Raw genomic sequence first — 25145 nt, forward strand, 5'->3', positions numbered from 1 at the left:
CGCAAAGTTAAGTGCGATGCAAGAGACACTCGATTGAGTCGCCGAACCATGCCATAGATCAGCCTGTCATGCCATGAAAGCGGTGGCGCGCCACGCGGGGCATGACGGTCTGGTAAACAGCGGCCCCGGAACCTGCCGGATTTCCCGGGCGAATGTGTGTAGGTGATCGACAGTGTCTGGGCAGAGCGGGACGAAATCTCAATACGCGATCCTTGCGGGGATCCTTGTGCTGGCCTTGGGGCTGCGCCTGATCGGGGCCAATGCGCCGCTGTGGTTTGACGAGTTGACGACACTGCACACACATCTGCGCCTGCCGTGGTCGCAGATGATGCACGACTTCGAGATGAACCATCACTACCTGTTCAGCCTGCAAGCCAAGGCGGCGATGGCGGTCTGGGGAGAGGCGCCCTGGGTGCTGCGCCTGCCCTCGATCCTGTTCGGCACCGCAACGGTGGCGGCGGTCTGGGTGCTGGCGCGCGATGTTCTGGGGGTGCGGATCGCGCATGTCTCGGGGCTGCTGGTGGCGATGTCCTATCACGAGGTCTGGTTTTCGCAGAACGCGCGTGGCTATGCGGAACTGGCCTTCTGGTGCGGGCTGGGGCTGATCGCCTTCCTGCGCGGGATGGACGCCACGCGCCTTGCGCCGTGGCTATGGTTCGGTGGCGCGCTGGCGGCGGCGGGCTTTACCCATCTGACCGGCACCACCTTCTTTCTGGCGCTTGGCGTGCTGTGGCTGGCCACGGTGGCGGTTCGGGCCCTGCGCGGGCAATTTACGCGCGAAACGCTGGTGCAGCCGCTGATCGGGGCCGGGCTGGGGCTTGTGGTTCTGGCGGCGGTGTATCTGCCGATGGTGCCCAGCATGCTCGACACCGTGGGCGGGGTCAGCGGCACCTCGGCAGTCGATCCGATGAAGGAATACCAGAACCCGCTGTGGACGGTGCTGGAGGGTGTGCGCACGGCCCTGGGCAGTGGTGGCGGGCTGACCGCGCTGGTGGCCCTGGCGGTGCTGGTGGTTTGCGCTGCCGGGGCTTGGAGGGCGCATCCCCACGCGCCGCTGTTCGCGCCGGCCGTGGTGCTGCACATCGTGGTCACCATCGGACTGCTGATGGCCGTGCACATGCGCATCTGGCCACGGTTCTTCTTCGTCGATATCGGGCTGATGATGATCCTGATTGTGGCCGGGGTGGCGCAAATTGCCGACTGGATTGCCGCGGTCCTGGGCCGCGACCGTCTGGGCCCATTGCTGTGGCGGGGCGGCGTTCTGGCTATGGTGCTGATCTCGGCGGTGCTGCTCAGCCGCAACTACCTTGCTCCGAAGCAGGATCTTGCGGGCGCGCTGGCCTATGCCGAAAGCCAGCGCCAGCCGGGAGAGCGCGTGTATTCGCTGGGGCCGGGCGGCGTTCTGTACCGCAGCTTTTTCGGGGCCGACTGGGGCGAGGTGCGCACTTCGCCGGAATACATGGCGATGATGGAAGATCCCTCCCCGGTGCTGCTGGTGGTGCCGTTTCCACAGCGCGTGCGCCGCGCCATCCCGGAATTCGCCGTGGATCAGGAGGGCGTCTTGCAAGAGTTGACCTTGCTGCGCGGCACCCTTGGCGACGGCAATATCGTGATCCTGCGCCGCCCCTGACAGGTGTTATCCGCGCAGTTTGGGCGCGCGGGGCGGCTTCCAATAGGCGCCGGTGGTATCGCGCAGCGCCTGATAGCGGGTCATCCGGTCTTGCGCCGCAGCCCCGCCGGTTTCAAACAGATGCCCCACAAGGCAATCCAGCACTGCCATCGCCCCGGCATAGCAGTCAAAGCCATGGGCGCTGCGGGTGGCCACATGCAGCACGATGTCGGGGTCGATCCTTGGGGCGATGACCTCGCTGTCCGACAGCAGGATCAGCGTTGCGCCACGCTCCCGCGCCAGCCGCATCGACTGGATTGTTTCGGTGGAGTAGGGCGAGAAGGTGATCGCCAGCAGGCAATCCTCGGGGCCGATGTCCAGCAATTCGTCGGTGGCCGTGCCCATGTGGCGGGGGATCAGTTCCAGCCCCGGCAGCGCCATGCGGCCCACATAGTGCAGATAATAGGCCAGGGCATAGCTGCCGCGCGTGGCGGTGACATAGGCCGTGCGGGCGCGGGTCAGGGCGGTGACCGTGCGGTTCAGCCGATCCTGCGACAGCAGCCGCAGCGACCGGGTCACGATGTCGATCTCGTTGCGGGCCATGGCGGCTTGCGCCTGGCTGGTCTGGGTGTCTTGCTCCAACCGCTCCAGCCAGTTGCCGCTTTGTGTGCCGGGGTCCGAGGCCAGCGCCTGCCGAAAGGGCGTGCGGAAGGCATCGAAGCCGGTAAACCCCATCTTCTCGGCCAGCCTTACAAGCGAATTGGCGCTGACCCCGGTTTTTCGGGCGGTGACACGGACCGGGTCCAGCGCGAAATCACTGGGGCGGTCGATGATGTACTTGGCCACATGCTTCAACCGTGGCGGCAGATCGTCGATCTGTGCCTTCAGGCGGCGGGTCAGGTCGGATTGCGGATCCATGCCATATAAAGAACATATGTTCTGAAAATGGCAAATTGAAAACGAACGCGGGATGGGCGATCTGTTGGGCACACCGCAGAAAGGCGTCCACCCATGCCCCAGACCTATATCCTTGCCGCCCCCAACGGCGCGCGCCGTGGTCACGCCGACCATGCCGCCCTGCCAGTGACACTGGATGAGATCACCGCCACCGCTGCCGCCTGTTTTGCCGCCGGCGCACAGGGGCTGCATCTGCATGTGCGCGATGACGCCGGTCAGCATTCGCTGGACGCGGGTCGGTATACCGAAGCGCTGGCCGAGCTTGCCCGCGCCGTGCCGGACATGGATCTGCAAATCACCACCGAATCCGCGGGCAAGTTCGATGTGCCCGAACAACTGGCCTGCCTGCGCGCGGTGCAACCGGGCTGGGCGTCGATCTCGGTGCGCGAAGTGGCGCGGGCGCCGGATCTGGCCGATACGCTGTACGGCACCTGCGCAGCGCAGGGCACGCGGGTGCAGCACATCCTGTATGACGCCGAGGACGCAGGCCTGCTGGCGCGTTGGCAGGCCGAGGGCATCGTGCGCCCAGAACAGGCCGAACGCATCTTCGTGCTGGGCCGATATACGACGGGCCAGGTGTCCACACCCGCCGATCTGGACGTTTTCACTGCGCCGGGCCTGCCCGAGACGCCGTGGATGGTCTGCGCCTTCGGGCCGCAGGAACACGCCTGCCTTGCCGCCGCTGCCGCCCTGGGCGGACAGGCGCGGGTCGGTTTCGAAAACAGCCTGACCGATGAAAACGGCAGTGCCTGGAAAGATAACGCCGCCTCGATCGCGGCCCTTGTCACCCGTCTGGACGGAGCCCGGACATGAGCCATGTTTTCCCCCGCCACACCAAATCCGTCCTGCCCGTCGCGGCCAGCGGCGATGGCCCCTACCTGATCGATGATCAGGGCAAGCGCTATCTGGATTGCGGCGATGCGGCCGTGTCCTGCCTGGGCCACTCCAACCCCGCCGTTATCGCCGCCGTGCAGGCGCAGGTGGAAAAGATCGCCTTCGCCCACACCGGGTTCATGACCTCGCAACCCGCCGAGGCGCTGGCCGATCTGCTGATCGAACATGCGCCGGGCGATCTGGACCGGGTCTATTTCGTCTCGGGCGGCTCCGAAGCCACCGAGGCCGCGATCAAGCTGGCCCGCCAGTATTACATGGAGATCGGCCAGCCCGAGCGGTGCCACGTCATCGCCCGCCGCCAAAGCTATCACGGCAACACGCTGGGCGCGCTGTCGGCCGGGGGCAACGAATGGCGTCGGGCGCAATTCGCGCCGCTGCTGGTGGACATGACCCATATCGCGCCCTGCTATGAATACGCCGAGAAGGCCGAGGGCGAGAGCAGCTTCGACTATGGTCAGCGGGTCGCCAACGAATTGGAGGCCGAGATCCTGCGCGTCGGCCCGGAAAAGGTCATGGCCTTCATGGCCGAGCCGGTGGTTGGCGCGACGCTGGGGGCGGTGCCCTCGGTGGATGGCTACTACAAGCGCATCCGCGAGATTTGCGACCAATACGGCGTGCTGCTGATCCTGGACGAGGTCATGTGCGGCATGGGCCGGACCGGCCATCTGTTCGCCTGCGATCATGACGGTGTGGCCCCCGACATCCTGTGCATCGCCAAGGGCTTGGGCGCGGGCTATCAGCCCATCGGCGCCATGATGTGCAGCGCCCGCATCTACGCGGCGATCCGCGACGGCTCGGGCTTCTTCCAGCACGGGCACACCTATGTGGGTCACCCGGTGGCCACGGCGGCGGCCCTTGCGGTGGTGACAGAGCTGACCACGCGCAACCTGCCGGCGCGCGCGGCACAGATGGGCGAGAAGCTGCAATCGGCACTGGAAGCCGCCCTTGGCCAGCATCCCAACGTCGGCGACATTCGTGGGCGCGGGCTGTTCCGGGGCATCGAACTGGTGGCCGATCGCGACAGCAAGACCCCGCTGGATCCGGCGCTGGGGACGGCGGCGAAGGTGAAGAAAGCGGCCCTGGCGCACGGGTTGATCTGCTATCCGATGTCGGGCACCCGCGACGGCAAGTATGGCGACCATATCCTGCTGGCCCCGCCGTTCATCATCGAGGACGATCAGATCGACGAATTGGTCACCAAGCTGACCGCCGCCCTGACCGAAGCTCTGGGCTGATCTGGCAAAATCATCCGGGCCGGGGGAGGGATCTTCCCCGGCCCGGATCTGTTTCAGGTCAAAGGCAGGGCCGGTGTGGGGCCGCTGTCTTCCAGGTGCCAGACCGCCTGCCAGTCGCGCCCCGTCCGCTCCAGCACCAGGAAATTCCGCTCGGCCATATAGCGTTGCTTTTGCCCCGGCAGCGGGTGGATGCGGATCTTCTGGTCAGGGATCGGCGAGGCGCCCAGCCCGGCCAGCGTTCCCAGCGACCGCGCAAAGGCCTGCGGCGGGGCCCGGTGGGCGATACCCGAGGCGACGAGCTGATGGATCAGGGTCGGGCCGCGCCCCATTTCGGCGCGGGTGGCCAGGTGAATCTCGCCCGACAGCACCGTCACCGGGGCCTTCTTGCGCAGGCGCAGCATCTGTTTCAGCATCCGCACCCATTCGGTGCGATGGGCACGGCTTTGCCATTGGTCGCGCAGGTCGTCCTCGTATTGCTGGATCTTCGGGATCATCAGCATGACCCCTTCCAGCAGCGACAGGCGCGGCCCCAGCAGCGGCACCGAGGACACCATCATCACATGATCGCCCTGCGGTTCCAGAGCCTCGACCGACTGCCAACCGGCCTCGCGCATCACATGGCGCCGGCCCCGCTCGGACCGCAGATCGGGAGCAAACAGGGTCAGGCCGGGCAGTTCATGCGCCCAACTCAGGCTGCGCCCCTGCGGGTCCAGAAACAGGGTGGCCACGTCGTCCTCGGTGGCGGCATGCTGGAACAGCAAGTACATCTCGCGAGCCACCCGGAACAGGGTTTGTCCGAGGGTCGAGGACGTGTGGTCGCGGGGCAGCGAGCCCCAGCCGTCGCAGATATCGTGATCGTCCCAGACGCACAGGCTGGGCACGCGCGCCGACAGCCAGCCATAGGCCTGGCTGCCCATGGCCCCCAGATAGCGCTGCACGAAGGCCGCGCGCAGGTGCTCGGTGATTTCAGCCTGCTGGGCCTCGTCCAGATCGGGCGGGGTTTCGCCGGGCCAGCCTTCGGTCAGCGGGTGGCCGTGGGTGGCTTCATCGGCATAGATCTGGTCGCCCCCCTGCAACAACAGGGCGAAGGGCGCGTGGTCGTGGTTCCGGCCAAGCCGTTCCCACATGGCATTGCGTTCTTCGGGCGCACGATCCATGTCGCCGTTTTCCTCGCCATTGCACGAGGCGAAGGCGATGCGCAGATCGCCGGTCAGATCGGTCTGCACCGGATAGTGACTGTCGCCCAGACCATAGCCGTCGTCCTGCGGGCCAAGGTCGAAGTCGTGCCGCCAGGCGGTGACCTCTCCCAGCTCCCGCAGTTTGACCGCCGCGATCTCGCGCCCGCCGGCCTGAACCGGCGGCGGGGTTTCGCCCGGCGGCAAAAGGCTCAGGGCGGCCAGCGCCAGCCGCCCGTCGCCCCACCCGCGAAAATACAGGAACGGACCGGCGCGGTCGGGGAAGGGGTGCATTGTCACGTATCTGGCCCTTTCTCAGGCGTGCCACGGGTCGGGTCCAGCTTTTCAAGTGCCATCGTGCCCCCCGGCGTTCAAGTCCCGTCGCGGCGCGCCGCAACGTTTGAACCTATACAACGGGCGCAGAACCCGTTAGGTGCCATCGATCACCCATTTTTGACTCGCGCCGCCGTGGGTCCCCGGACCGCGCGGCTGTTTGCAACAGCAGCCGCTCCGGCTTTGCCAGAAAAGACGACCACTTCGTGAAACAAGCTCTCGCAGATGCGCTTCAGCAGCGCGGCTATACAACGCTCACCCCGGTGCAAGAGGCCGTCTCGCGGCCCGAACTGGTGGGCGTGGATCTTCTGGTATCGGCCCAGACCGGGTCGGGCAAGACCCTGGGATTCGGCCTGGCCATCGCGCCGACCCTTCTGGGCGAGGACGAGAGCTTCGGGCGGGCGGACACACCGCTGGCGCTGATCATCGCGCCGACGCGGGAACTGGCGTTGCAGGTCAAGCGCGAGCTGGGCTGGCTGTACGAAAAGGCCGGGGCAGTCATGGCGTCTTGTGTGGGCGGCATGGACATGCGCACCGAACGGCGCACGCTGGAACGGGGCGCGCATGTCGTCGTCGCCACGCCGGGCCGTCTGCGCGACCACATCACCCGCGGCTCCATCGACCTGAGCGGCATCCGAGCCATCGTGCTGGACGAAGCCGACGAGATGCTGGACCTGGGCTTCCGCGAGGATCTGGAATTCATCCTTGGCGAAGCCCCGGACGAGCGTCAGACCCTGCTGTTCTCGGCCACCGTGCCGCGTTCGATCGCGGAACTGGCCAAAAGCTATCAGAAAAACGCCGAGCGCATCGTCACCAAGTCGGAAACGACCCAGCACGCCGATATCGATTATCGCGCGATGTCGGTGTCGGATCGTGATGGCGAGAACGCGGTCATCAACACGCTGCGTTTCTACGAGGCCCCCAATGCCATCGTGTTCTGCAACACCCGCGAGATGGTGAACCGCCTGACCACCCGCCTGTCGAACCGCGGGTTCCAGGTGGTGGCGTTGTCGGGAGAGCTGTCGCAGGCCGAACGCTCGCACGCCTTGCAGGCGATGCGCGACGGGCGGGCGCGGGTTTGCGTGGCCACCGATGTGGCGGCGCGCGGCATCGACCTGCCGAACCTCGATCTGGTGATCCACGCGGAACTACCCAACAGCTTCGAAACCCTGCTGCACCGCTCGGGCCGTACCGGGCGCGCCGGGCGCAAGGGCGTCAGCGCGATGGTGGTGACCTACAAGAACCGCCGCAAGGCCAACCGCATTCTCAGCATGGCGCAACTGACGGCGGAATGGGGCGATGCGCCCTCGGCCGAGGACGTGCTGGCCCGCGATGAAGAGCGGATGCTGGCCGACCCGATCTGGACCGAAACCGGCGATGCCGACCCCGAGACCGTCACCCGTCTCGCCGAGAAGTTCACGCCCGAACAACTGGCGCGCGCCTATCTGACGCTGTACCGGGCACAGCATACCGCGCCCGAGGAACTGTCGGCGGCCACCGACGAACGCCCCGCCAAGCGCGCCGAATTCGGGCCCTCGGTCTGGTTCCAACTTTCGGTGGGCCGCACCCAGCGGGCCGAACCGCGCCGCCTGTTGCCGATGCTGTGCAAGGCCGGCGACATCACCAAGAACGAGATCGGCGCGATCCGCATCCAGGACGATCACACCGTGTTCGAGATCCGCGAACCCAATGCCGAGGCCTTCCTGGCCGCCATCGGACCCGAGCGTGTGCTGGAAGACGGGATCAAGCTGGAACGTCTGGACAGCGCCCCGACGCTGGCCCCGATGACGCGCACGCCCTATGAAGATCGCCCGCGCAAGCCGCATCGCGGGGCCGACAAGCCCCATTATGCGAAAGGCGGCAAGGACGGCGAGAAACGCTTTGACCGCCCGCGCGACGATGCCGGGTCCAAGCCTGCGGGTGGTCGTCCCAAGGCGAAATTCGACCCTGACCGGGCGGACAAGCCTTACAAGAAAGACAAACCCTTCAAGAAGGATGGCGACAAACCCGCGTCCCCCTACAAGAAGGACAAGCCGTTCAAGAAGGACGGCGCGGCGAAATCGGACAGCCCTTACCGCAAGGACAAGGAAAGCTATTCCAAGAAGGGCCCCAAGCCACCTGCGGGCAAGCCGACCAGCAAGAAAAACAAGGCCCGCGCCAGCACCGGCAAGCCGGTCAGCGCCATGGACACCAGCAAGCGCATGGACAACCGCGGCCGCCGCAAGCCCTGAACCTCAGGGCCGGGGGGATGAAACCCCCTCCGGCCCGGCGATCAATAGCCGAAGAACCGGGCGTAGAAGGACCTTGCGAAGACCTCGCGCAGGCGGCTGTCGTCATAGGCGTCCAGCACGTCGCGGATGGTGTCCGCGTGCAGCTTGCCGGTGCTGCGGTTTTCCGACACGCCCAGGTCGATGTCGCCCAGCCCCAGCCCGGCGATCAGACCCGGCAGTTGCTCGGCCATATCCTCGTACCGCAGCACGGCGATGGTCTCGCTGTCGTCTTGGCGCAGCCACAGACCATCCTGCGCGCTCAACTCTCCGATCCCGACGCCAAGGGCGCTTTGGAAATGGGTGCGGTACCAGTTGAACGGGCGCAGGACCAGATAGGTGAAGGGCACCAACGCCGGGGTCAGACCTTCCTTGATCTCGGCCGCCGAGGCCCGCGATTGCACCGAGATGTCCCAAAATGTGTCCGAGGTGGTGAACAGCGTGGAAATCTCGTCGAGCATGGCCGGAAGGGCCGCCCGGATCACCGCATCGCCATCCTCTGGCACGGTCCGGCTGGTCTGGCCCAGAAAGGTCTTCATGGTCTCAAGATGCGCCTGTGCATCCTGCGTCAGCGCCGAGCGGAACCAATCCATCGGATCGCGGCACATGGACAACACCAGAAGGTTCTGGCCGGTGTCCGTCCCTGTGCGCAGCTGGGTGAACTTTCGCGTGATATCAATGTTTTCAACAAGCTGGCCGCGTTGATGAAAATAGAAATAGTCCGATATGCCGGGCGCAAACAGGCTGTCCAGGATCTGCCCCAGGGCCTGTTTGCCGATGAAATGGGATTGTACCGCCTCGACGTCCGGTAGCAGGTTCAGCGCCGCCACGATCGAGGTGCTGGCCACCTTTCCGAACTGGTAGACGACGGCATAGGTGGGCTTGTCCGCAAGCGGCGTGATTTCAGGCATTCATCAGGTCCGTGTTCTGCCGCAGCCAGGCACTGTAGCTGTCCCCGTCGCTGTCGAAGGGATCGGGAAAGGTGTCGCGCAGGTCGGGGCGGTCGCGGTACAGAACCCGCGCCGGTTTGGGAATTTTCTCGCCGTCGGAAAACTGGGCGTATTTCCACCATTTCTCCGGCAGGCCCTCGGGCTCGTTCGCCTCGACGGCCATCTTGTACCAGGCCCAAAGCTCGTAAACGTCCGAGTCGCTGCCGGCGTAGCGTTGGGTCATGATGTCCCCGACCGGTCCCAGCTTGGTGAAATGGAAGAAGGTCAGCGGGCGGTCGTTGGACAGCAGCGCACCGTCGTCATCAAAGCGAATGTCGCGGCGGCTGATGTTCCAACTCGCCACGTTGTAGCCCGGATCGCGCCAGGTCACCACGCCGTCGAAGAAACAGGGAACCAGGTTGCACCACTTCTGATCCACGAACAGGCCCACATCCAGACGATCATGGCACCAGTCGTGCAGGCGGGCCTCCCACCAGGCGGCAAAGCGGCGGCTTTCGGCGGTGTTCGCCACGGCGATGAAACCAAGGTTGTAGGTGCCGTAATGCAGCGAGGTGATCTCGTTGTCCGAGATCCCGAGCGGGGTTTCGTCCGGTTCCACCTGATGCGGCGTCAGGATGATGTTGCAATCGTCCAGCCGGTCGATCAGCGGATCCAGCGGCGAGAACACCGCCGTGTCGGGATCGAAATACAGCACCTTCTTGTGCGCGGGGTCATCCAGCAGATGGCGCAGGGCCGCGCCCTTGACCGCCGTGCAGGCCTCGACGATGTCATGGCCGAACAGCCACGGGCGATGATCCTCGTCCATGAAACGGTCGGGGGTCAGCACCTCGTCGAAAGCCGCCGCGATCGGGGCCATGTCGAAGCCTTCGGGGGCTTCATCCACCAGCACCGCCACCAGTTTCCAGTCCGGATGCACGCGCCGCACGCTGTCGGCCCAGGTCTTCGCACGCCCGAAGTAGTTCAGCGAGAAGCTGGTGAATGCCGCGATGGTCATGCGAATTCCCCGATCTTGACGTGGCTCAGCCCCATGTCCGACAGCTGCATGTCGAAGCTTCGGGTGGTGCGTCCGGCGCGGGCCTTCTGCGCTTCCTCGACCACTGCGTCGGTTTCGAAAAACCCGATCAGGGCGGCTTTCGAGGGCAGCACGATGCCGCAATCCTCTGCCGCGATCAGATCGGCCACATTGCCCGACCCGGTCCGGGTGATCAGCCGCGCGCCGCCGGTGACGGCTTCATAGGCCGCGAGGCAGAAGGTCTCTGGCCAACTGGCCCAGTTCAGGACCAGATCAATGCGGGCGTCGCGGATGGCATTGATCATGGCGCGGGGATCGTCGGTCGAGACTGACGCCGGGTGGAACCGGATCGCGCCGATGCCCGGATCCTCGCTGCCCAGGTAGTGAAAGCTCATATCGTCGCGCAGGGCAAAGCGCTCGGCCATTTCCAGAAAGGCGCTCCAGCCCTTGTGCGGGGCCGGGCTTCCGGCAAAGCCGATGCGAATGGGCCCGTCGTCGGCGGGTTCGGCTTGTGCCGCGGCGCCATGGGTCAGGGTCAGATGCGGCAGGATCGAGACCGGCGCCGGGGCATAGCTGTTGTGCCGGGTCCAGACATCCGCCGCCGCGCGCGACGGCGCCAGCACATGCGGGGTCAGCGCCGCGAACAGCTGGCCCATGCGGTCCAGATGGTTCCGCCGCTCGGCGCCGTAAACGCAGATCGTGCAGGCGGTCGAGGCCAGGTCGGGCGCATTGCAGAAGGCCACGTTGTTGCGTTGCAGCGCATAGGACGGGCACAGCGTAAGATAGTCATGCACCCACACCAGGACCGACGCCGGATGCACCTGCCGGGCGAGATCAATGATGGTCTCGGGCGCATGACCCATCAGCGAATGGATCACCATGGTCACCGCCACATCGTCGGTTCGGGCCGCGAGCATGTCCATCAGGGTCGCGGGGTCGAACGCGCCCAGGGACTGGCCGTCCAGCGTTACAACGAATGTCGTGTCGGTGCCCGGATCGGCAAAGGTCGGCAGCGGGATGGCGGGACGCAGGTTCAGATGGGTGACGCCCTGGTCCCGGCACAGATCGCGTTCGTGCTGGATGCAAAGCTGCACGCCGCCCACGTTGGCCTGGAAATCATCGTGCCCGATGCTCAGCACCAGCGTGCCGGTGTCGATCAGGGCGCTGCGCAGGGCCGCGTTCAGGACATCGTCGTCACCGGGCTTGGGCGGGGTTTCGGTATGGGCCACACGCCAGGCCGCGCGTTGTTCGTCTAGCGGCCGCAACCGGCGCAGAACCTCGTGCTTGAAGCCCGCCGGATGGGTCGCCGCGCGGCCTTCCTTGCGGCCGGCCACGATATAGTGCCAGAACGGATCGATGTCATGCTCGGCCACGTCCGGATTGGTCATCAGGTAGTAGCTGATCGAGAACTTGGCCGTCGGATTGCGCCCCTCGCGCCAGCCCACGGTGGCGTAATGCTGTACCGGGGAAAGTTCGGTGAAATCCACGTCCTGGTTGTTGGAGCGGTAGTAGGTTTCGTCGAAATGCGGCGCGATGTGCTGAAGCTTGTGCACGTCCGGTGCGCGATCCTGCGGCGCGTCGTCGACGGCTTCCGAGGTCGATTCCGACGTCGGCAGATCCGGAGCGGCGTCCGAGTCCTGCGACAGCCGGCCCTCGGCGCGTCCGTAGCGCAGGTAGTGCAGAAACGGGTTGATGCCGTTCTCGCGCACGTCCTCGTTGACGTCGAGATAGAACCGGGTGGAAAAACTTGGACTTGGATCCAGCCCGTCCTGCCAGCCGGTCGTCAGATAGTGTTCGGGCGCGTTCTGATCCGGCGGCAAGGCGTCTTTCAACTGCGCGGCATAGTAGATCGCATCGAGCTCGCGCGCGATCAGTTCGACATCCGAAAGGGACTCGTCACCGCCATCGTCCGAGGCTGCCTTGCCCGTCGACTTCTTTGAAAACAGGGCAGCAAGGGCAGATCGGTTCATGCATGAAGTCCCGCGTACGTCATCGGTGGGTCCGGTCGGGCTGGCTGGGATGACCGGGGTTCAACGGGCTTACAAAGCATCTGTGGGTTTTGTCAAACAGACGACGGGAATTGATTGACCCGATGCGGGTGGGCCAGGGGGTTGTGGGATGCAGTTTTACCCAGGCCTATCCCTGGCAGTCCGGGCACAGGCCTTCGGCCTCCAGGACCGAGGTTTCGATGGCAAACCCGGCCTGCGCCGCAGCACCCAGCAAGCCGCCTTGTGAGGGCGCCGAGGCTTCGGCCACCGAACTGCATTTCCGGCAGATCAGGAATGCTGGCACATGGGCATCGCGCGGATGGGTGCACACCACGAAGGCGTTGAGTTTCTCGATGCGATGCACAACGCCCAGATCCCGCAGGAAGTTCAGCGCCCGATAGGCCACCGGCGGCTGGCTGCCCAACCCGTCCTGCGCCAGCCGGTGCAGGATGTCATAGGCACCAAGGGCGCGGTGGCCTTCCAGCAGGATCTCCAGCACCCGTCGGCGGATCGGTGTCAGCTTCAGGCCGCGTTCGGTACTCAGGCGTTCGGCGACGGCCAGGGTTTCGGTGCGGCAGCGCCGGTGATCATGGGCGGCAAACCCTTCCAAGGGGGGGGCTGGGTCGGACAAGGACAGGCTCCGGGTTGCGCTGGCGGTGAGAAGGTTCTACGTGAGGCACAATTGTTATACAATAACGTGAGTGCGCCCGATGCCCTTTTCCCGTCTCGTCCCCGTTCTTGCTGTTGGCTTTCTGGCCACCGCCCCCGTCCAGGCCGCGCCGGATGTGGTCACGGATATCGCGCCGGTGCATGCACTGGTCGCGCGCGTGATGGACGGCGTCGGCGCGCCGGAAATGCTGGTCCTGCCCGGTGCCAGTCCGCACGACCATGCCATGCGGCCCTCGCAGGCGCGGGCGCTGCAACAGGCCGACGTGATCTTTCATGTGGGGGCAGGGCTGACGCCCTGGCTGGACAAAGCGCTGGGATCGCTGGCGGCGGAAGAGGCGGTGATCACGCTGTCCGACGCGCCGGGCGTGCTGCAATTGCCCAGCCGCGATATCCCGGTGTTTGCCGAGGACAGGGAGCCCCATGACGACCACGATGACCATGAGGGGCACGATGATCACGAAGGCCACGACAATCATGATCACGGCAGCACCGATCCGCACATGTGGCTGGACCCGGCCAATGCCATGACGTGGCTCGACATCATTGCCGACAGCCTTGCGGCGCAAGACCCTGACAATGCCGCGACCTATCGCGACAACGCGCAATCGGCGCGGGATGACCTCGTGCGGTTGACGGCGCAGATCGAAACCGCACTGGCGCCGGTCCGGGATCGACCCTTCATTGTCTACCATGACGCCTATCAATACTTCGAAGCCGCCTTCGGCATCCCGGCCACCGGCGCCGTGGCGGTATCGGACGCCGTCGATCCGGGAGCGGCCCGGATCGCAAGCATCAAGGCGGCGGTGGCCGAGCATGGCATTGTCTGTGTCTTTACCGAGCCGCAGTTCGATCCCAAGCTGGTGCAAGCCGTGTTCGAAACCAGCGGTGTCGCGGTGCGCGTCATGGATCCGCTGGGCGCCGGTCTTGTTCCCGGCCCGCAGCTTTACCCGCACCTGCTGTCCGGGCTGGCCGAAACGCTGGTCGAATGCCTGTCCTCATGACAAGTTTGCCGCGCCCGAAGCAATGGCGGGGCTTGTGCCGGGGCGCGACACATCCCACTATCCGCGCATGACCCTTGCTGAACCGTCCCTGCGCCCTGATCGGCTGGACAATCTGATTGCTTGCCCGCACTGCGATTGCCTGCACAACCTGGCCTCTGTGCCGGTTGGCGCCACGGCGCGCTGTGCGCGGTGTCATTCTGTCCTGCTGTCGCCCCGTCGCGGGGCGATTGCCACCATCGTGTCGCTGGCCTTCGGGGCGCTGATCCTGATGATCGCAGCGGTGTCCTTTCCGTTTCTCGAAATCGAGGCGTCGGGCCTCTCCAGCGCAGCTTCGGTCCTTGACGCGGTGACCGCCTTTGCCGAGGCATCTGGCATGATGGCGCCGCTATCGGTGATCGTCGCTGCGCTGATCATCCTGCTGCCAGTGGGGCGTCTTGCGGGCATCATCTATGCGCTGGGGCCGCTGGCCTTGGGGCGCCCGCCCGCGGCCCATGCCGGGCTGGCGTTTCGCGTGGCGATGCGTCTGCGCCCCTGGGCCATGGCCGAGATTTTCATCCTTGGCGTCGCCGTCGCTCTGGTCAAGATCGTCGGCCTGGCATCGGTCGGCTTCGGGTCGGCCTTCTGGGCGTTCGTCGGGCTGGTCCTGCTGATCGCTGCCAAAGACACCATGATCTGTGAAAGGTCCATATGGCGCGTTCTGGGAAAAAGGTGACCGCGCGACAGGCCGGGCTGGTCGGTTGCGGCCATTGCGGTCTGGTTGCGCCGATCACGCAAACAGAGTGTTCGCGCTGCTGGTCGCCGCTGCAAAGCCGGTATGTCAACAGCCTGCAACGGGTCTGGGCCTGGTGGCTTGCCGGGCTGATCGCCTTCATCCCCGCCAACATCTATCCGATGATGATCACCGATACCCTTGTGGCGCGGTTTTCCTCGACCATCCTGGGCGGCGCGCTGGAGCTGATCCACCATGGCGACGTTTTTGTCGGCGCCGTGGTGATTCTGGCCTCGGTCGTCATCCCGGTGGCGAAGTTCTTTGCCGTCGCCTATCTGGCCCTGATGATCCAGTTTCCCGGCAACCGGGACCCGCATCGGCTGCATCTTCTGTATGAAGTGGTGGAATTCATCGGTCGCTGGTCGATGATTGACGTATTCGTCGTGGCCATTCTGTCGGCGCTGGTCCATCTTGGCGGCGTTGCCGACATCTATCCCGGCATCGCGGCGATCTGCTTTGCAGCGACCGTCATCTTTACAATGTTCTCGGCACTCAGTCTGGACCCACGGCTGATCTGGGACGCCTACGGGGATAAACCGAGTGAGCGAAAGCGGACCGAGCGAGCTTGAAGTCGAAATGCGCAAGCCGCGCGGTATGGCCGGGCTGACCATGATCTGGCTGGTGCCGCTGATCGCGCTGTCGCTGGCTGGGTTCATGACATGGCAATCGCTGGCCGGGCGCGGCCCGCTGATCGAGATCACCTTCAACAACGGTGAAGGGGTGGTCGCGGGCGAGACCGAGCTGAAATTTCGGGATGTCACCGTTGGCAAGGTCGAGAACGTGACCTTCGGCACCGGGCTGACCAATGTGATCGTCGAGGTGCGGCTCGACAAATCCATCGCGCCTTACGTGGATGCCGATGCCGAGTTCTGGATCGTCCGGCCCGAGATTTCCGCACAGGGCGTCAGCGGTCTGGCAACGCTTCTGGGCGGTGTGTTTCTGGAAGGCGCATGGGATGCGGATCCTGGCATGCCACGGTCGACATTCGTCGGTCTGGCCAAGCAGCCGCTGTTTTCGCAGAACGAAGAGGGGGTCGAGTTCCTGCTGACCGCGCCGCTGGGCGGGCGCATCGCGGCCGGGGCACCGATCCTCTACAAGGGTGTCGAGGTCGGGTTGATCGACCGTCCGGTGCTGTCGGACGACGGTTCGCTGGTGACGGCACAGGCCTTCGTGCGCGCCCCTTATCATCACCTCGTTACAACCGGCACACGGTTCTGGAGCGCGTCGGGCATCAATGTCTCGCTGGGCACCGGCGGTCTGAAGCTGGACATCGGCAACCTGACGTCGATCATCAAGGGCGGGGTCGCCTTCGAAAACCTGGCGCTGGATGCCCAGGAAATCGGCAAGGGGCATTCCTTCAGCGTCTTTGCCTCGCGCGATGCTGCCGGAAGTGCCTCGGTGATCGAAGTTGTCGGCGCCGAAGTGCCGTTCTCGATCCTTTTCGATGGGTCCATCGATGGGCTGGCCACGGGCGCTCCGGTGAAGTTTCGCGGCCTGACGGTTGGGTCCGTCATCGGGCTGGGCAGTTTTCTGGATGAAAGCGGCGACGAGCCGAAAGTCATGATGCGCGTCGATGTGCGCCTGCTGCCGGACCGGTTTGGGATCTCGGGCGATGATGCAGAGGTCCGCACGATCGAACTTGTGGCCGAACAGGTCGGAAAGGGGTACCGGGCGCAACTGGTCAGCCAGGGGCTGCTGGGCACCTCGCTGCGCGTCGATCTCGTGCAGGTGGCGGATGCGCCACCCGCCAATCTGGCCAGCCTGACCACCGGACGTCCGGTGATCCCGGCCACGGCGTCCAACATCACCGATGTTGCGGGCTCCATGCAGACCGCCGCCGAGCGGATCGTGAACCTGCCTTACGAGGACATGTTCAAGGCGGTCACCGACCTGATCGACCATGTCAACAGCGTGGTGGCTTCGGACGGCGTGCAGGATGCCCCGGCCGAAGTGCTGGGACTGATCGAGGATTTCCGCAAGCTTGTCGGGTCGGATGCGGTGACCGAAGCCGTGACCGATGCCGCGGCCTCGCTGGTCAGCCTGAAATCCATCCTTGATCAGGTGCAGCAGAGCGAGGCTGCCGCCAGCCTGGTGGCCACCCTGAAAAGCACCGAACAGGTCGCCAGCCGGGTGGCCGAGGTCAGCAACGGCCTGCCCCAGATCACCGCCGAAATTCAGGCGTTGCTGGTCAAGGCCAATGATCTGCCGCTGGACCAGTTGATCGAAGAAGCCACGGCCGTGGTGGCATCGGCCAATACGGTCATCAGCAGTCCCGATTTCACCACCATGCCCGACAGCCTGACACGCATCCTTGCGGATGTGGAAACCTCGGTCGGCGACGTGCGCAAGATGGTCAACGAGTTTGCCGCCTCGACCGCCGTGGACTCGCTGGTGGCGGCCATGGCGCGGGTTGATACCATCGCGAAGGACGTCGAAGGCACGGTGTCCGGGCTGGACCCGATCATCGCCAACATCCAGACGCTGGCCAGCACCGCCGCCGGGCTGCCGTTGCAGGATCTGGTGTCGCGGGCCGCGACGCTGGTGGCCTCGGTCGATGCGGTGGCGTCCTCGCCCGATACGCAGGCGCTGCCGGGTCAGTTGAACGCGGCGCTGCAGACGGTGACGGCAACGGTGGCGGATGTGGAACAGATCACAAGCCGCCTGCGTGAAGGCCCCGAGGTGGACGCGCTTCTGGCCGCCCTGGGCCGGACGGACGAGATTGCCCAGTCCATCGAATCCGCCTCTGCCGGCTTGCCGGACCTTGTGGCGCGCATCGACGCGGTTGCCCGCACCGCCGAGGAACTGCCGCTGAACGAGTTGATGGCCTCGGCTACCAGTCTGGTGAACAGCGCCGAAGCGCTGGTCAGTTCCGATGAAACCGCGCAGATCCCGCCGGCGCTGGCCTATGCGCTGGACGAGTTGGGTGCGGCCTTGGCCGAACTGCGCGAAGGCGGGGCGGTGGCCAATACCAACGCCATGCTGGCCTCGGCCAGTTCCGCCGCCGACGCAGTGGCCGCCGCCGCCGCCGATCTGCCTGAACTAGCGGCACGTCTGGACGGGCTGGTGCGCCAGTCCGAGGCCCTGATGGCCACCTATGGCGAGCGGTCGCAGTTCAGCGCCCAGACCCTGGCCGCGATCCGCGACATGCGGGATGCGGCGCAGGCTGTGACCTCGCTGGCCCGCACCATTGAACGCAAACCCAATTCCCTGCTTGTTGGACGATGACCATGCGCTTTTTCCGCCCTTTCGCCGTGATCCTGCTTGGCCTTGTTGCCGGATGCGGTGGCATCGACACGCAGATCCCCTTGCCCGAGGCGTCGACCAGTCTGCGTCTGCGCCCGCTGGTGTCCTCGATCGAGGTGCGCGACATGTCGCTGCCACGCTATGCGGATGCCGATGAGATCGTTCTGCTGAACGAAGATGGCGGGCTGGAAACGCTGTCTGGCAACCTCTGGGCCGACACCCCGTCGCGCGCCAGCACTTATGCGCTGGCCGATGCCCTTGGCACCATCACCGGCGCAAGGGTGGCGGCAGAACCCTGGCCCTTCACCGATTCGCCCGCCGCGCAGGTGCAGGTGCGCGTCAGCCAGATGCACGGCGATGCCAGCGGTGTGTTTCGCCTGAAAGGCCAGTATGCGATCTCGCCGGTGGCCTCGGGGCTGGCCGACCGTTCGGGGCAGTTTGACATCACCACGCCGCTGACAGGTGACACGCCGCACGCCGTCGCGCAGGCCCAATCGCGCGCCATCACGGAATTGGCGGAAACCATCGCCCGCCGCATTGCGCGCTAAGCAGGCCTAGGGTCCCGGATGACGACGCAAGGCCAGACCAACGGGGCCGATGTGGGCGCATCCATGACCGTGACCGGGGTCAGACGGCGCATACTGCGACGGGTCCGCGGTCTTTTGGGCGGCGCATGGTTCACGCCCGTTGTTCTGGCCGGCTTCAACGGCAAGACACTTGGCCGGGTCGACAAGCTGGTCTTCAACGGAAGATCGGTGCGTGTGGAAGGCTGGTGCCAAAGCGAGAGCCTTTTCCTGGAGACCCGAACCGGCCAGATCAAGATCACCGAGCGGTTCCCGATCCCCGACCCCGATCCCATACTGTGCCTCGGCGCACAGAATATGGCTGGGTTTCGGCAGGATCTGGACTGCACCGGCGGAGTGGTGCATCTGTCGGTTCCATTCCGCGGCCAGATGTTTGTTTACGAGTTGGCCAACCTGTAACACCGTCACGCCTGACGGCGCTCTCGTACCGGGTCCTACCAATGCTTAGCAGAGCTCTCTCCCTGTTCCGTCGCTTCTCTACTGCAGGGTTGCAGATGCAGCTTGGCCCCAAGGTCATCCGGGACCGGCATGGCGAGATTGTTGGCTGCGTGGATACCCTCGGTTTTGCGCAGGGCCGCGTGCGCATCGAAGGATGGTCGCAGGACCAGACCCTTCACCTCTTGATGACGACAGGGGATTTGCCGGTCAGCGACCGCTTTGCCCGGCCGGATGTGCCGGCGGGTGACATCACCGCCGATCCCGGCTTCCTGATTGAAGCCCCCTGGGATGGGCGGGCCCTGCGATTGGCCTGCGAAACAGCGGCGCGGGTGCGAGTGATCGATCTGCCCTGTCCCGGCAAGTGGCAGCGTCGCGTCCGACTGCCCGGCGCGGCCCTGAGGCTGGCGTGGCTGGGGCTGCGGAATGTGCCGGACGTCATCGCGGCAGTGGTACACGGCGACGAGGCCGCCTACGCGCGAATGCGCGACAGGCTGGGGCTGACCGCGGCGCTGACTGCGCGCACGCTGGACCTGCCGGATGGCCTGTTTGAAGCCTCTGCCGTCACGGCCAACCCGAACCTTGCCGCCACGATCATCGTCCCCATCTACAACGCCTTCGATCTTTTGCCGGACCTGCTGTCGCGCCTGTCACGGCACACGGACCTATCAGGGCGGTTGGTACTGGTCGAAGATGCCTCGCCCGACGAACGTGTGCGTCCCTTCCTGCGCGACTGGATCAAGGGGCCCGAGGCCGCGCGATTGCCGATGCCGGTCGAACTGCTTGAAAACCCCGAAAACCTCGGCTTCATCGGAAGCGTCAACCGGGCGTTCGCAAGGGCGCTGGAGTGTCCTGATCCGGTCATCCTTCTGAACTCGGACGCGATGGTGCCTGCGGGCTGGGCGTCACGACTGCTGGCGCCGCTGACGGACACGAAAAACGTGGCCTCGGTCACGCCGATGTCCAACGATGCCGAGATATTCTCGGTGCCGAGGATCGTTTGCCGCAGCGATCTTGCCCCGGATCAGGTCGACGCATTGGACGCAGTCGCAGCCACCCTGTCACCAAGGCTGGCGAGAGCCGAGGCGCCCACCGGCGTGGGTTTCTGCATGGCGATCAACCGCGACTTCCTTGAGAAGCTGCCAAGCTTCGACACCGCCTTCGGCAAGGGATACGGCGAAGAAGTCGACTGGTGCCAGAAAGTGCGCGCGCTTGGCGGGCGGCACATCGGTCTGGCCAATCTGTTCGTGGAACATCGCGGCGGCGCCTCTTTCGGCAGTGCCACCAAGCAGGCGCTGGTGGCGAAGAACAACGCCACCGTGGCCCGGCGCTATCCGTCCTATGATGGCGAGGTGCAGGATTTCATCCGTGCCGACCCCCTGTCCGCGCCCCGATTGGCGCTTGGGATCGCCTGGGCTTTGACCCTGAAGGATGCGCCGCTGCCGATCTATCTGGGTCATTCGCTGGGCGGCGGGGCCGAGCACTATCTGGCGCGCCGCGTGTTGGAAAATCTGGACGACTACGGTGCCGCAATCGTGGTGCGTGTCGGCGGAGATCGCCGCTGGCGGATCGAATTGCACACGCCGGATGAAGTTCTTGCTGCCGCAACCGGCAGCAGCGACACCCTGCGGGGCCTGTTCGCGGGCCCAGGTGCGCGCCGGCTGGTCTATTCCTGCGGCGTTGGCGACGGCGATCCGGTTGGCCTGCCCGGCGCGCTGTTGGACCTGATCCAGCCCGACCGGGACGTGATCGAGGTTCTGTTCCACGACTACTTCCCCGTCAGCCCGTCCTACACCCTGCTGGACAGGGACGGACACTATCGCGGCGTTCCGCATCCGGGTACGGAAGACGACGCCCATGCCACGTCGCGGCCCGATGGCACGCCGGTGTCGCTGGAGCAATGGCGGGCCGAATGGGGGCGTCTGGTAGCGGCTGCCGGGGCGCTGGTGGTGTTCTCCCGCGCCAGCCGGGACATCGTGGCGCAAGCCTATCCGCAGGCCGCGGATCGTATTCGGCTGCTGCCGCATGGCGACACCCACGTGGTGCCGCGGATCACCCCGCCGGCCACCGGCACGCCGGGCATCGGTGTGCTGGGCGACATCGGGTTCCAGAAAGGGGCCGAGGTCGTGGCGCGGCTGGGCGGTGTGCTGGATCCCGCGCGGCATAGTCTGACCATCATCGGCCGCGTCGATCCGGCCCATACGCCGCCTGCCCATGTGACTGTGCACGGGCGCTATGCGCTGGACGATCTTCCCCGGCTTGCCGCCACATACGGCATCGACCGCTGGTTCATCCCGTCGATCTGGCCCGAGACATTCTCCTATACCACGCGCGAGGCGATCTCGACCGGGTTGCCGGTCTTCTGCTTCGATCTGGGCGGCCAGGCCGAGGGGGTGGCCCCGGCTGTCAACGGTCACCTGCTGCCGCTGGCATTGGCCGACGATCCCAAAGCCCTGGCACAGGCGCTGATCCGCCGGACTGAGCCACAAAAAAAACTTGGCTTGGATTCCAGCGCGGCAGAGTAGTAGGGTTTTCGCAGTCGCGGCATCGCTTCATTGTCGCAGGATTTCAGATGACTGGCAGGATTTTTTGACCCTTCTTGTGCGCCTTTTCCATCGGTTTGCCGATGAACAGGCTCGAATTGAGCAACCGGGCTTTCCGTTGAAGGCACCGGGCGGCGGGCAATTCGGGACGGTTGCGGGTTGCCGGGTGGAGCGCTGTCGCCGCATCGTGGAGGGTGTTGCACCGGGGGCCGAGGTGGCCTTGGTGTGCAAATCCACGCGCGCCGAGGCGCGGGCGGACCTGGGCACCATGTCCGCCGACGGACGCTTTGTGCTGGACCTGCCGGTAGGCCATTCGACACCGTGGCTGGTTCTGAAGGTCGACGGGGAACGCCATGAATATCCGCTGCCCCCGATCTCGCGGACGCGTCGGATGTGGTCGCGCGTGGCGGTACTGCCGCGTTTTCTGGTCACCACGGCGCGGCTTGTGCCCGACGGCATCCGCTGGCGGTTTACGCAGGATCTTGAGGCGCGCGAGCGTATCAAGCGCCGTCTGGGATTTGCGCAGCAAGCCGTCTGGACCGATCTGGATCCTCGCTTTCTGGAGCCTGCGTCCGACGAAGCCGACGCGCCCGACCCGACGCCCATCACCCTGATCCTGCCCGTCCACAACGCTTTTGATCTGCTGGCACCGGTTCTGGACCGGATCCAGCGCAACACCGATCTGCAATGGCGCATGATCCTCATTGAGGACGCCTCGACCGACGACAGGGTCCGGCCCTTGCTGCGGGACTGGGCGGCCGAGATGAACCAGATCGAACAGGGGCGTGTCGAGCTGATCGAGCAGGACGAGAACCGGGGATTTGTCGGCAGCGTCAACCTGGCGTTTTCACGGGCGGTCGAGATCGGGCAGGACGTTGTGCTGCTGAACTCCGATTGCTTCCTGCCGGACGCCTGGGCCAGCCGCCTGCTGTCGCCGCTGCGCGCGCAACGCCATGTGGCCACGGTCACCCCCATGGCCAATGATGCCGAGCTTCTGTCGGTGCCGATGCTGGCCCGGCGCGGACCGCTGGCCGAAGGCGCGGTGGACCGTATCGACGCTGCGGCCCGCCTGGCCGACCTGCCGCCCTCGCTGACGCCGCTGCCCACGGGCGTTGGTTTCTGTATGGCCATCGACATCGACTATCTGCTCAAGGTTCCGGCTTTCGACACCGCCTTCGGCACGGGCTATGGCGAGGAGGTCGACTGGTGCCAGAAGATCCGCGCCCTGGGCGGCTTTCACTGTGCCCATCCCGGCGTTTTCGTCGAACATCGCGGCGCGGCGTCCTTCGGGACCGAACAGAAGGCCGCGCGTATACGCAAGAACGATCGCCTGATCGCGCAGCGCTATCCTGAGTTTGCCCGGCAGGTGCAGCGCTTTGTCAGCGACGACCCGCTGCTGACCGAACGGTTGTTTCTGGCCTGTGCCTGGATCGGCGCCCATGGGGACACGCCGGTGCCGGTGTTTCTGGCCCATTCGCTGGGTGGCGGGGCCGATGCCATGGTACAGGCACGGATCAAGGCGCGCACGCGGGCCGGCCTGGGTGCCGTGGTCCTGCGCGTGGGCGGTGTGCAGCGCTGGCAATTGGAGGCGCACACCCCGCAAGGTGTCACCAAGGGTGCGACCGGCGATTTCGCCATGATCGAGAAGTTGCTGTCCGGGGTCACCACGCGCCACGTGATCTATTCTTGCGGGGTCGGCGACCCCTGGGCACATGAATTGCCGCGTCATCTGGCCTGTCTGCGCCGGCGTCCCTCGGATCTGCTGGAGATCGAGGTACATGACTTCTTCCCGATCTCGCCGTCCCAGACCCTGCTGGACGGGCAGGGCTTCTACAACGGGGTTCCGCATCCCCCGGACGCGGGCAGCGCACATGTGTTCCGGGGCCGCCGCGGGTTGCGGGTGTCGCTGGAGACCTGGCAAGAGACCTGGCAGGGCGTAATGCGCGCGGCCAGTCGCGTCACCGTCTTCTCGCACTCCAGTTTCGACATCATGGCAGAGGTCTTTCCCAAGACGGTGGATCGGATGGTCGTGCAGCCGCACCCGCTGAAGAACCTGCCACCCGTGCTGCCCCGGCCCGACCCCGCCGCCGCGCCGGTGATCGGGGTGCTGGGCCATATCCGCAAACACAAGGGCGCGGCCCTGTTGCGGGACATGTCGCAACTTCTGGCGCGCGGGGGGCAGGCGCGAGTGGTCGTGCTGGGCACGGTAGAGCCGTCGTTCCGTCTGGCGCGCAGCGCGACCATTCATGGCGCTTACCGAACCTCGGACATTCCCGCGCTGGTCCGGCGCTATGGCATCACCTGCTGGATGATTCCGTCGATCTGGCCCGAGACCTTCTCCTTCGTCACCCATGAGGCGCTGGCCACCGGGTTGCCGGTCTTTGCCTATGATCTGGGCGGGCAGGGCGATGCCTTGCGGGCGGCGCCCAATGGTCACCCGCTGCCCTTCGTGCCGGGGGGTGATGCAATGACCTTTGCCGCAGGTCTGGAACAGGCCGGCGTGATCGGCGCTGCGCAAGAACGGGTGCCGATGCTCAGGCGCGCCGGGCTGGCCGCTCAGACATAGCCCAGGCCGGCGAAGGCCCGCAGCATCAGCGTGGCGCGCCGGGACTGCCGGCAAAGGCCCAACCGGCGATAGCCCACCATGCGTGCAACGCCCGGACGCTCCTGCAGGGCAAGATAGTCATGGCACAATGACCGGGCCTCGGGTGTCGCCGGCAGATCGGCCTGCAACAGCGCCTCGGCGTTCTGCGTCAGCCAGCCGCGATAGATGCCCTCGGCGATCAGCCGATACCGCTTGCGCCCGGCGCCCGTGCCCTTGTTATAGCCGATGTGATTGTCGCCATGCTGCCGGTAGAGCAGCACCGGATCATCCTCAAGCACAATGGGGATATCGCAGGCAGACAGCGCCAGATAGCACCACCAGTCGTGGAACGGCACCGACACCGGGCCGGCCTGCCGCAGCAGGGCATGGGCGGCGGGGGTCAGGACGATGGTGCTGCCGTGCAGGACGTTCTGCACCAGTGCATTATGCAGGCTGGGCGTGGTGCCATTGGTGTGCAGGCGTCCGATCGGTGTCAGGTCGGCATCGGTGACGGTGCTGCCCGCCGCATAACAAGCGGGGGTGTCGTCCCCGTGATTCTTCAGGCTTGCCACGGCGCGCGCGAGCTTTTCGGGCAGCCACACATCATCCTGATCGCAAAAGGCAATCCGGCGGGGGCCAAGGTCCGGGTGGCACAGCAGGGCCAGATAGTTGGCCGCAGCCCCGCGCCCCGCACCGCTCAGCAGGCGGATCTCGCGATCGGGATGGGCCTCGCGGAAGTCCTTTAGGATTTCCAGCGTGCCATCGGTCGAGCCGTCATCGCTGATCCACAGGGCCCAGTCGGTCAGGGTCTGGGCCGCGATGGACTCCAGTTGCGCCTGCAGGAAGCGGGCGCCGTTGTGGGTGCAAAGAAGGATGGTGACAGAGGACACGCGGAAC

At 65.6% G+C, this 25145-nt stretch carries 19 protein-coding genes; 12 read left to right on the forward strand and 7 right to left on the reverse strand.

Annotated elements, in window-relative coordinates; genetic code table 11:
• Positions 1-172: 172 nt before the first annotated feature.
• Positions 173-1630: a glycosyltransferase family 39 protein gene (locus tag ACP15K_RS05020; RefSeq protein WP_424989971.1), complete on the forward strand. Its 1458-nt coding sequence runs from the start codon at positions 173-175 to the stop codon at positions 1628-1630.
• 6 nt (positions 1631-1636) lie between these two features.
• Here the strand turns inward: ACP15K_RS05020 and ACP15K_RS05025 are convergent, their stop codons facing one another.
• Complete coding sequence (locus ACP15K_RS05025) at positions 1637-2527, reverse strand: MurR/RpiR family transcriptional regulator (protein ID WP_424989972.1); 891 nt, start codon at positions 2525-2527, stop codon at positions 1637-1639.
• A gap of 93 nt (positions 2528-2620) precedes the next feature.
• On the opposite strand from ACP15K_RS05025, the gene ACP15K_RS05030 reads away from it, so the two are divergent.
• Together ACP15K_RS05030 and ACP15K_RS05035 are read left to right on the forward strand one after the other, a co-directional pair.
• Positions 2621-3379 (forward strand): 3-keto-5-aminohexanoate cleavage protein, encoded by a 759-nt coding sequence (locus ACP15K_RS05030; RefSeq protein WP_424989973.1) that lies wholly within the window; start codon positions 2621-2623, stop codon positions 3377-3379.
• Entirely contained in the window at positions 3376-4695 is a 1320-nt protein-coding gene (locus ACP15K_RS05035) for an aspartate aminotransferase family protein (RefSeq protein ID WP_424989974.1), read from the forward strand. Before ACP15K_RS05030 ends, ACP15K_RS05035 begins: the two co-directional genes overlap by 4 nt.
• Before the next feature lie 53 nt (positions 4696-4748).
• Here the strand turns inward: ACP15K_RS05035 and ACP15K_RS05040 are convergent, their stop codons facing one another.
• Positions 4749-6164, reverse strand: a complete 1416-nt coding sequence (locus tag ACP15K_RS05040; RefSeq protein WP_424990002.1) for an alkaline phosphatase D family protein — start codon at positions 6162-6164, stop codon at positions 4749-4751.
• A gap of 245 nt (positions 6165-6409) precedes the next feature.
• On the opposite strand from ACP15K_RS05040, the gene ACP15K_RS05045 reads away from it, so the two are divergent.
• Positions 6410-8434, forward strand: a complete 2025-nt coding sequence (locus ACP15K_RS05045; protein WP_193141420.1) for a DEAD/DEAH box helicase — start codon at positions 6410-6412, stop codon at positions 8432-8434.
• 41 nt (positions 8435-8475) lie between these two features.
• Here ACP15K_RS05045 and ACP15K_RS05050 read toward each other — a convergent pair whose 3' ends face one another.
• From ACP15K_RS05050 to ACP15K_RS05065, 4 genes are all read right to left on the reverse strand, one after another.
• Positions 8476-9381, reverse strand: a complete 906-nt coding sequence (locus ACP15K_RS05050; protein ID WP_424989975.1) for a hypothetical protein — start codon at positions 9379-9381, stop codon at positions 8476-8478.
• Positions 9374-10414 (reverse strand): hypothetical protein, encoded by a 1041-nt coding sequence (locus tag ACP15K_RS05055; protein ID WP_193141418.1) that lies wholly within the window; start codon positions 10412-10414, stop codon positions 9374-9376. The genes ACP15K_RS05050 and ACP15K_RS05055 overlap by 8 nt, the downstream gene beginning before the upstream one ends.
• Entirely contained in the window at positions 10411-12402 is a 1992-nt protein-coding gene (locus ACP15K_RS05060; protein ID WP_424989976.1) for a hypothetical protein, read from the reverse strand. Before ACP15K_RS05060 ends, ACP15K_RS05055 begins: the two co-directional genes overlap by 4 nt.
• A gap of 166 nt (positions 12403-12568) precedes the next feature.
• Positions 12569-13051, reverse strand: coding sequence for a Fur family transcriptional regulator (locus ACP15K_RS05065; protein WP_226925812.1), 483 nt, complete (start codon positions 13049-13051; stop codon positions 12569-12571).
• Between the two features lie 79 nt (positions 13052-13130).
• Between ACP15K_RS05065 and ACP15K_RS05070 the strand changes: the two genes are divergently transcribed.
• From ACP15K_RS05070 to ACP15K_RS05105, 8 genes are all read left to right on the forward strand, one after another.
• A complete protein-coding gene (locus tag ACP15K_RS05070) occupies positions 13131-14090 on the forward strand; it encodes a zinc ABC transporter substrate-binding protein (protein ID WP_424989977.1) in 960 nt (319 codons plus the stop codon).
• A gap of 67 nt (positions 14091-14157) precedes the next feature.
• A complete protein-coding gene (locus ACP15K_RS05075; RefSeq protein WP_193141415.1) occupies positions 14158-14802 on the forward strand; it encodes a paraquat-inducible protein A in 645 nt (214 codons plus the stop codon).
• Complete coding sequence (locus ACP15K_RS05080; RefSeq protein ID WP_319022457.1) at positions 14799-15428, forward strand: paraquat-inducible protein A; 630 nt, start codon at positions 14799-14801, stop codon at positions 15426-15428. The genes ACP15K_RS05075 and ACP15K_RS05080 overlap by 4 nt, the downstream gene beginning before the upstream one ends.
• Positions 15400-18084 (forward strand): PqiB family protein, encoded by a 2685-nt coding sequence (locus ACP15K_RS05085; protein WP_193141413.1) that lies wholly within the window; start codon positions 15400-15402, stop codon positions 18082-18084. Before ACP15K_RS05080 ends, ACP15K_RS05085 begins: the two co-directional genes overlap by 29 nt.
• 2 nt (positions 18085-18086) lie before the next feature.
• On the forward strand, positions 18087-18650 hold the full coding sequence (locus ACP15K_RS05090; protein ID WP_193141412.1) for a PqiC family protein: 564 nt from the start codon (positions 18087-18089) through the stop codon (positions 18648-18650).
• A gap of 63 nt (positions 18651-18713) precedes the next feature.
• Complete coding sequence (locus ACP15K_RS05095; RefSeq protein ID WP_424989978.1) at positions 18714-19085, forward strand: hypothetical protein; 372 nt, start codon at positions 18714-18716, stop codon at positions 19083-19085.
• A gap of 95 nt (positions 19086-19180) precedes the next feature.
• Positions 19181-21646: a glycosyltransferase gene (locus tag ACP15K_RS05100; RefSeq protein WP_424989979.1), complete on the forward strand. Its 2466-nt coding sequence runs from the start codon at positions 19181-19183 to the stop codon at positions 21644-21646.
• Between the two features lie 184 nt (positions 21647-21830).
• On the forward strand, positions 21831-24230 hold the full coding sequence (locus ACP15K_RS05105; protein WP_424989980.1) for a glycosyltransferase: 2400 nt from the start codon (positions 21831-21833) through the stop codon (positions 24228-24230).
• Here the strand turns inward: ACP15K_RS05105 and ACP15K_RS05110 are convergent.
• Entirely contained in the window at positions 24221-25138 is a 918-nt protein-coding gene (locus ACP15K_RS05110; protein WP_424989981.1) for a glycosyltransferase family 2 protein, read from the reverse strand. The two genes, ACP15K_RS05105 and ACP15K_RS05110, sit on opposite strands and share 10 nt — an antisense overlap.
• Between the last annotated feature and the right edge of the window lie 7 nt (positions 25139-25145).

Source organism: Fluviibacterium sp. S390 (assembly GCF_049800695.1).
Lineage (GTDB): Bacteria > Pseudomonadota > Alphaproteobacteria > Rhodobacterales > Rhodobacteraceae > Meridianimarinicoccus.

What these genes read in the sequence shown, in the direction of transcription:
- ACP15K_RS05055 (WP_193141418.1), bottom strand. Translation starts at nt 10,414, where the DNA reads ATGACCATCGCGGCATTCACCAGCTTCTCGCTGAACTACTTCGGGCGT.
- ACP15K_RS05070 (WP_424989977.1), top strand. Translation starts at nt 13,131, where the DNA reads ATGCCCTTTTCCCGTCTCGTCCCCGTTCTTGCTGTTGGCTTTCTGGCC.
- ACP15K_RS05060 (WP_424989976.1), bottom strand. Translation starts at nt 12,402, where the DNA reads ATGAACCGATCTGCCCTTGCTGCCCTGTTTTCAAAGAAGTCGACGGGC.
- ACP15K_RS05040 (WP_424990002.1), bottom strand. Translation starts at nt 6,164, where the DNA reads ATGCACCCCTTCCCCGACCGCGCCGGTCCGTTCCTGTATTTTCGCGGG.
- ACP15K_RS05090 (WP_193141412.1), top strand. Translation starts at nt 18,087, where the DNA reads ATGCGCTTTTTCCGCCCTTTCGCCGTGATCCTGCTTGGCCTTGTTGCC.
- ACP15K_RS05095 (WP_424989978.1), top strand. Translation starts at nt 18,714, where the DNA reads ATGACCGTGACCGGGGTCAGACGGCGCATACTGCGACGGGTCCGCGGT.
- ACP15K_RS05050 (WP_424989975.1), bottom strand. Translation starts at nt 9,381, where the DNA reads ATGCCTGAAATCACGCCGCTTGCGGACAAGCCCACCTATGCCGTCGTC.
- ACP15K_RS05035 (WP_424989974.1), top strand. Translation starts at nt 3,376, where the DNA reads ATGAGCCATGTTTTCCCCCGCCACACCAAATCCGTCCTGCCCGTCGCG.
- ACP15K_RS05075 (WP_193141415.1), top strand. Translation starts at nt 14,158, where the DNA reads ATGACCCTTGCTGAACCGTCCCTGCGCCCTGATCGGCTGGACAATCTG.
- ACP15K_RS05025 (WP_424989972.1), bottom strand. Translation starts at nt 2,527, where the DNA reads ATGGATCCGCAATCCGACCTGACCCGCCGCCTGAAGGCACAGATCGAC.
- ACP15K_RS05100 (WP_424989979.1), top strand. Translation starts at nt 19,181, where the DNA reads ATGCAGCTTGGCCCCAAGGTCATCCGGGACCGGCATGGCGAGATTGTT.
- ACP15K_RS05030 (WP_424989973.1), top strand. Translation starts at nt 2,621, where the DNA reads ATGCCCCAGACCTATATCCTTGCCGCCCCCAACGGCGCGCGCCGTGGT.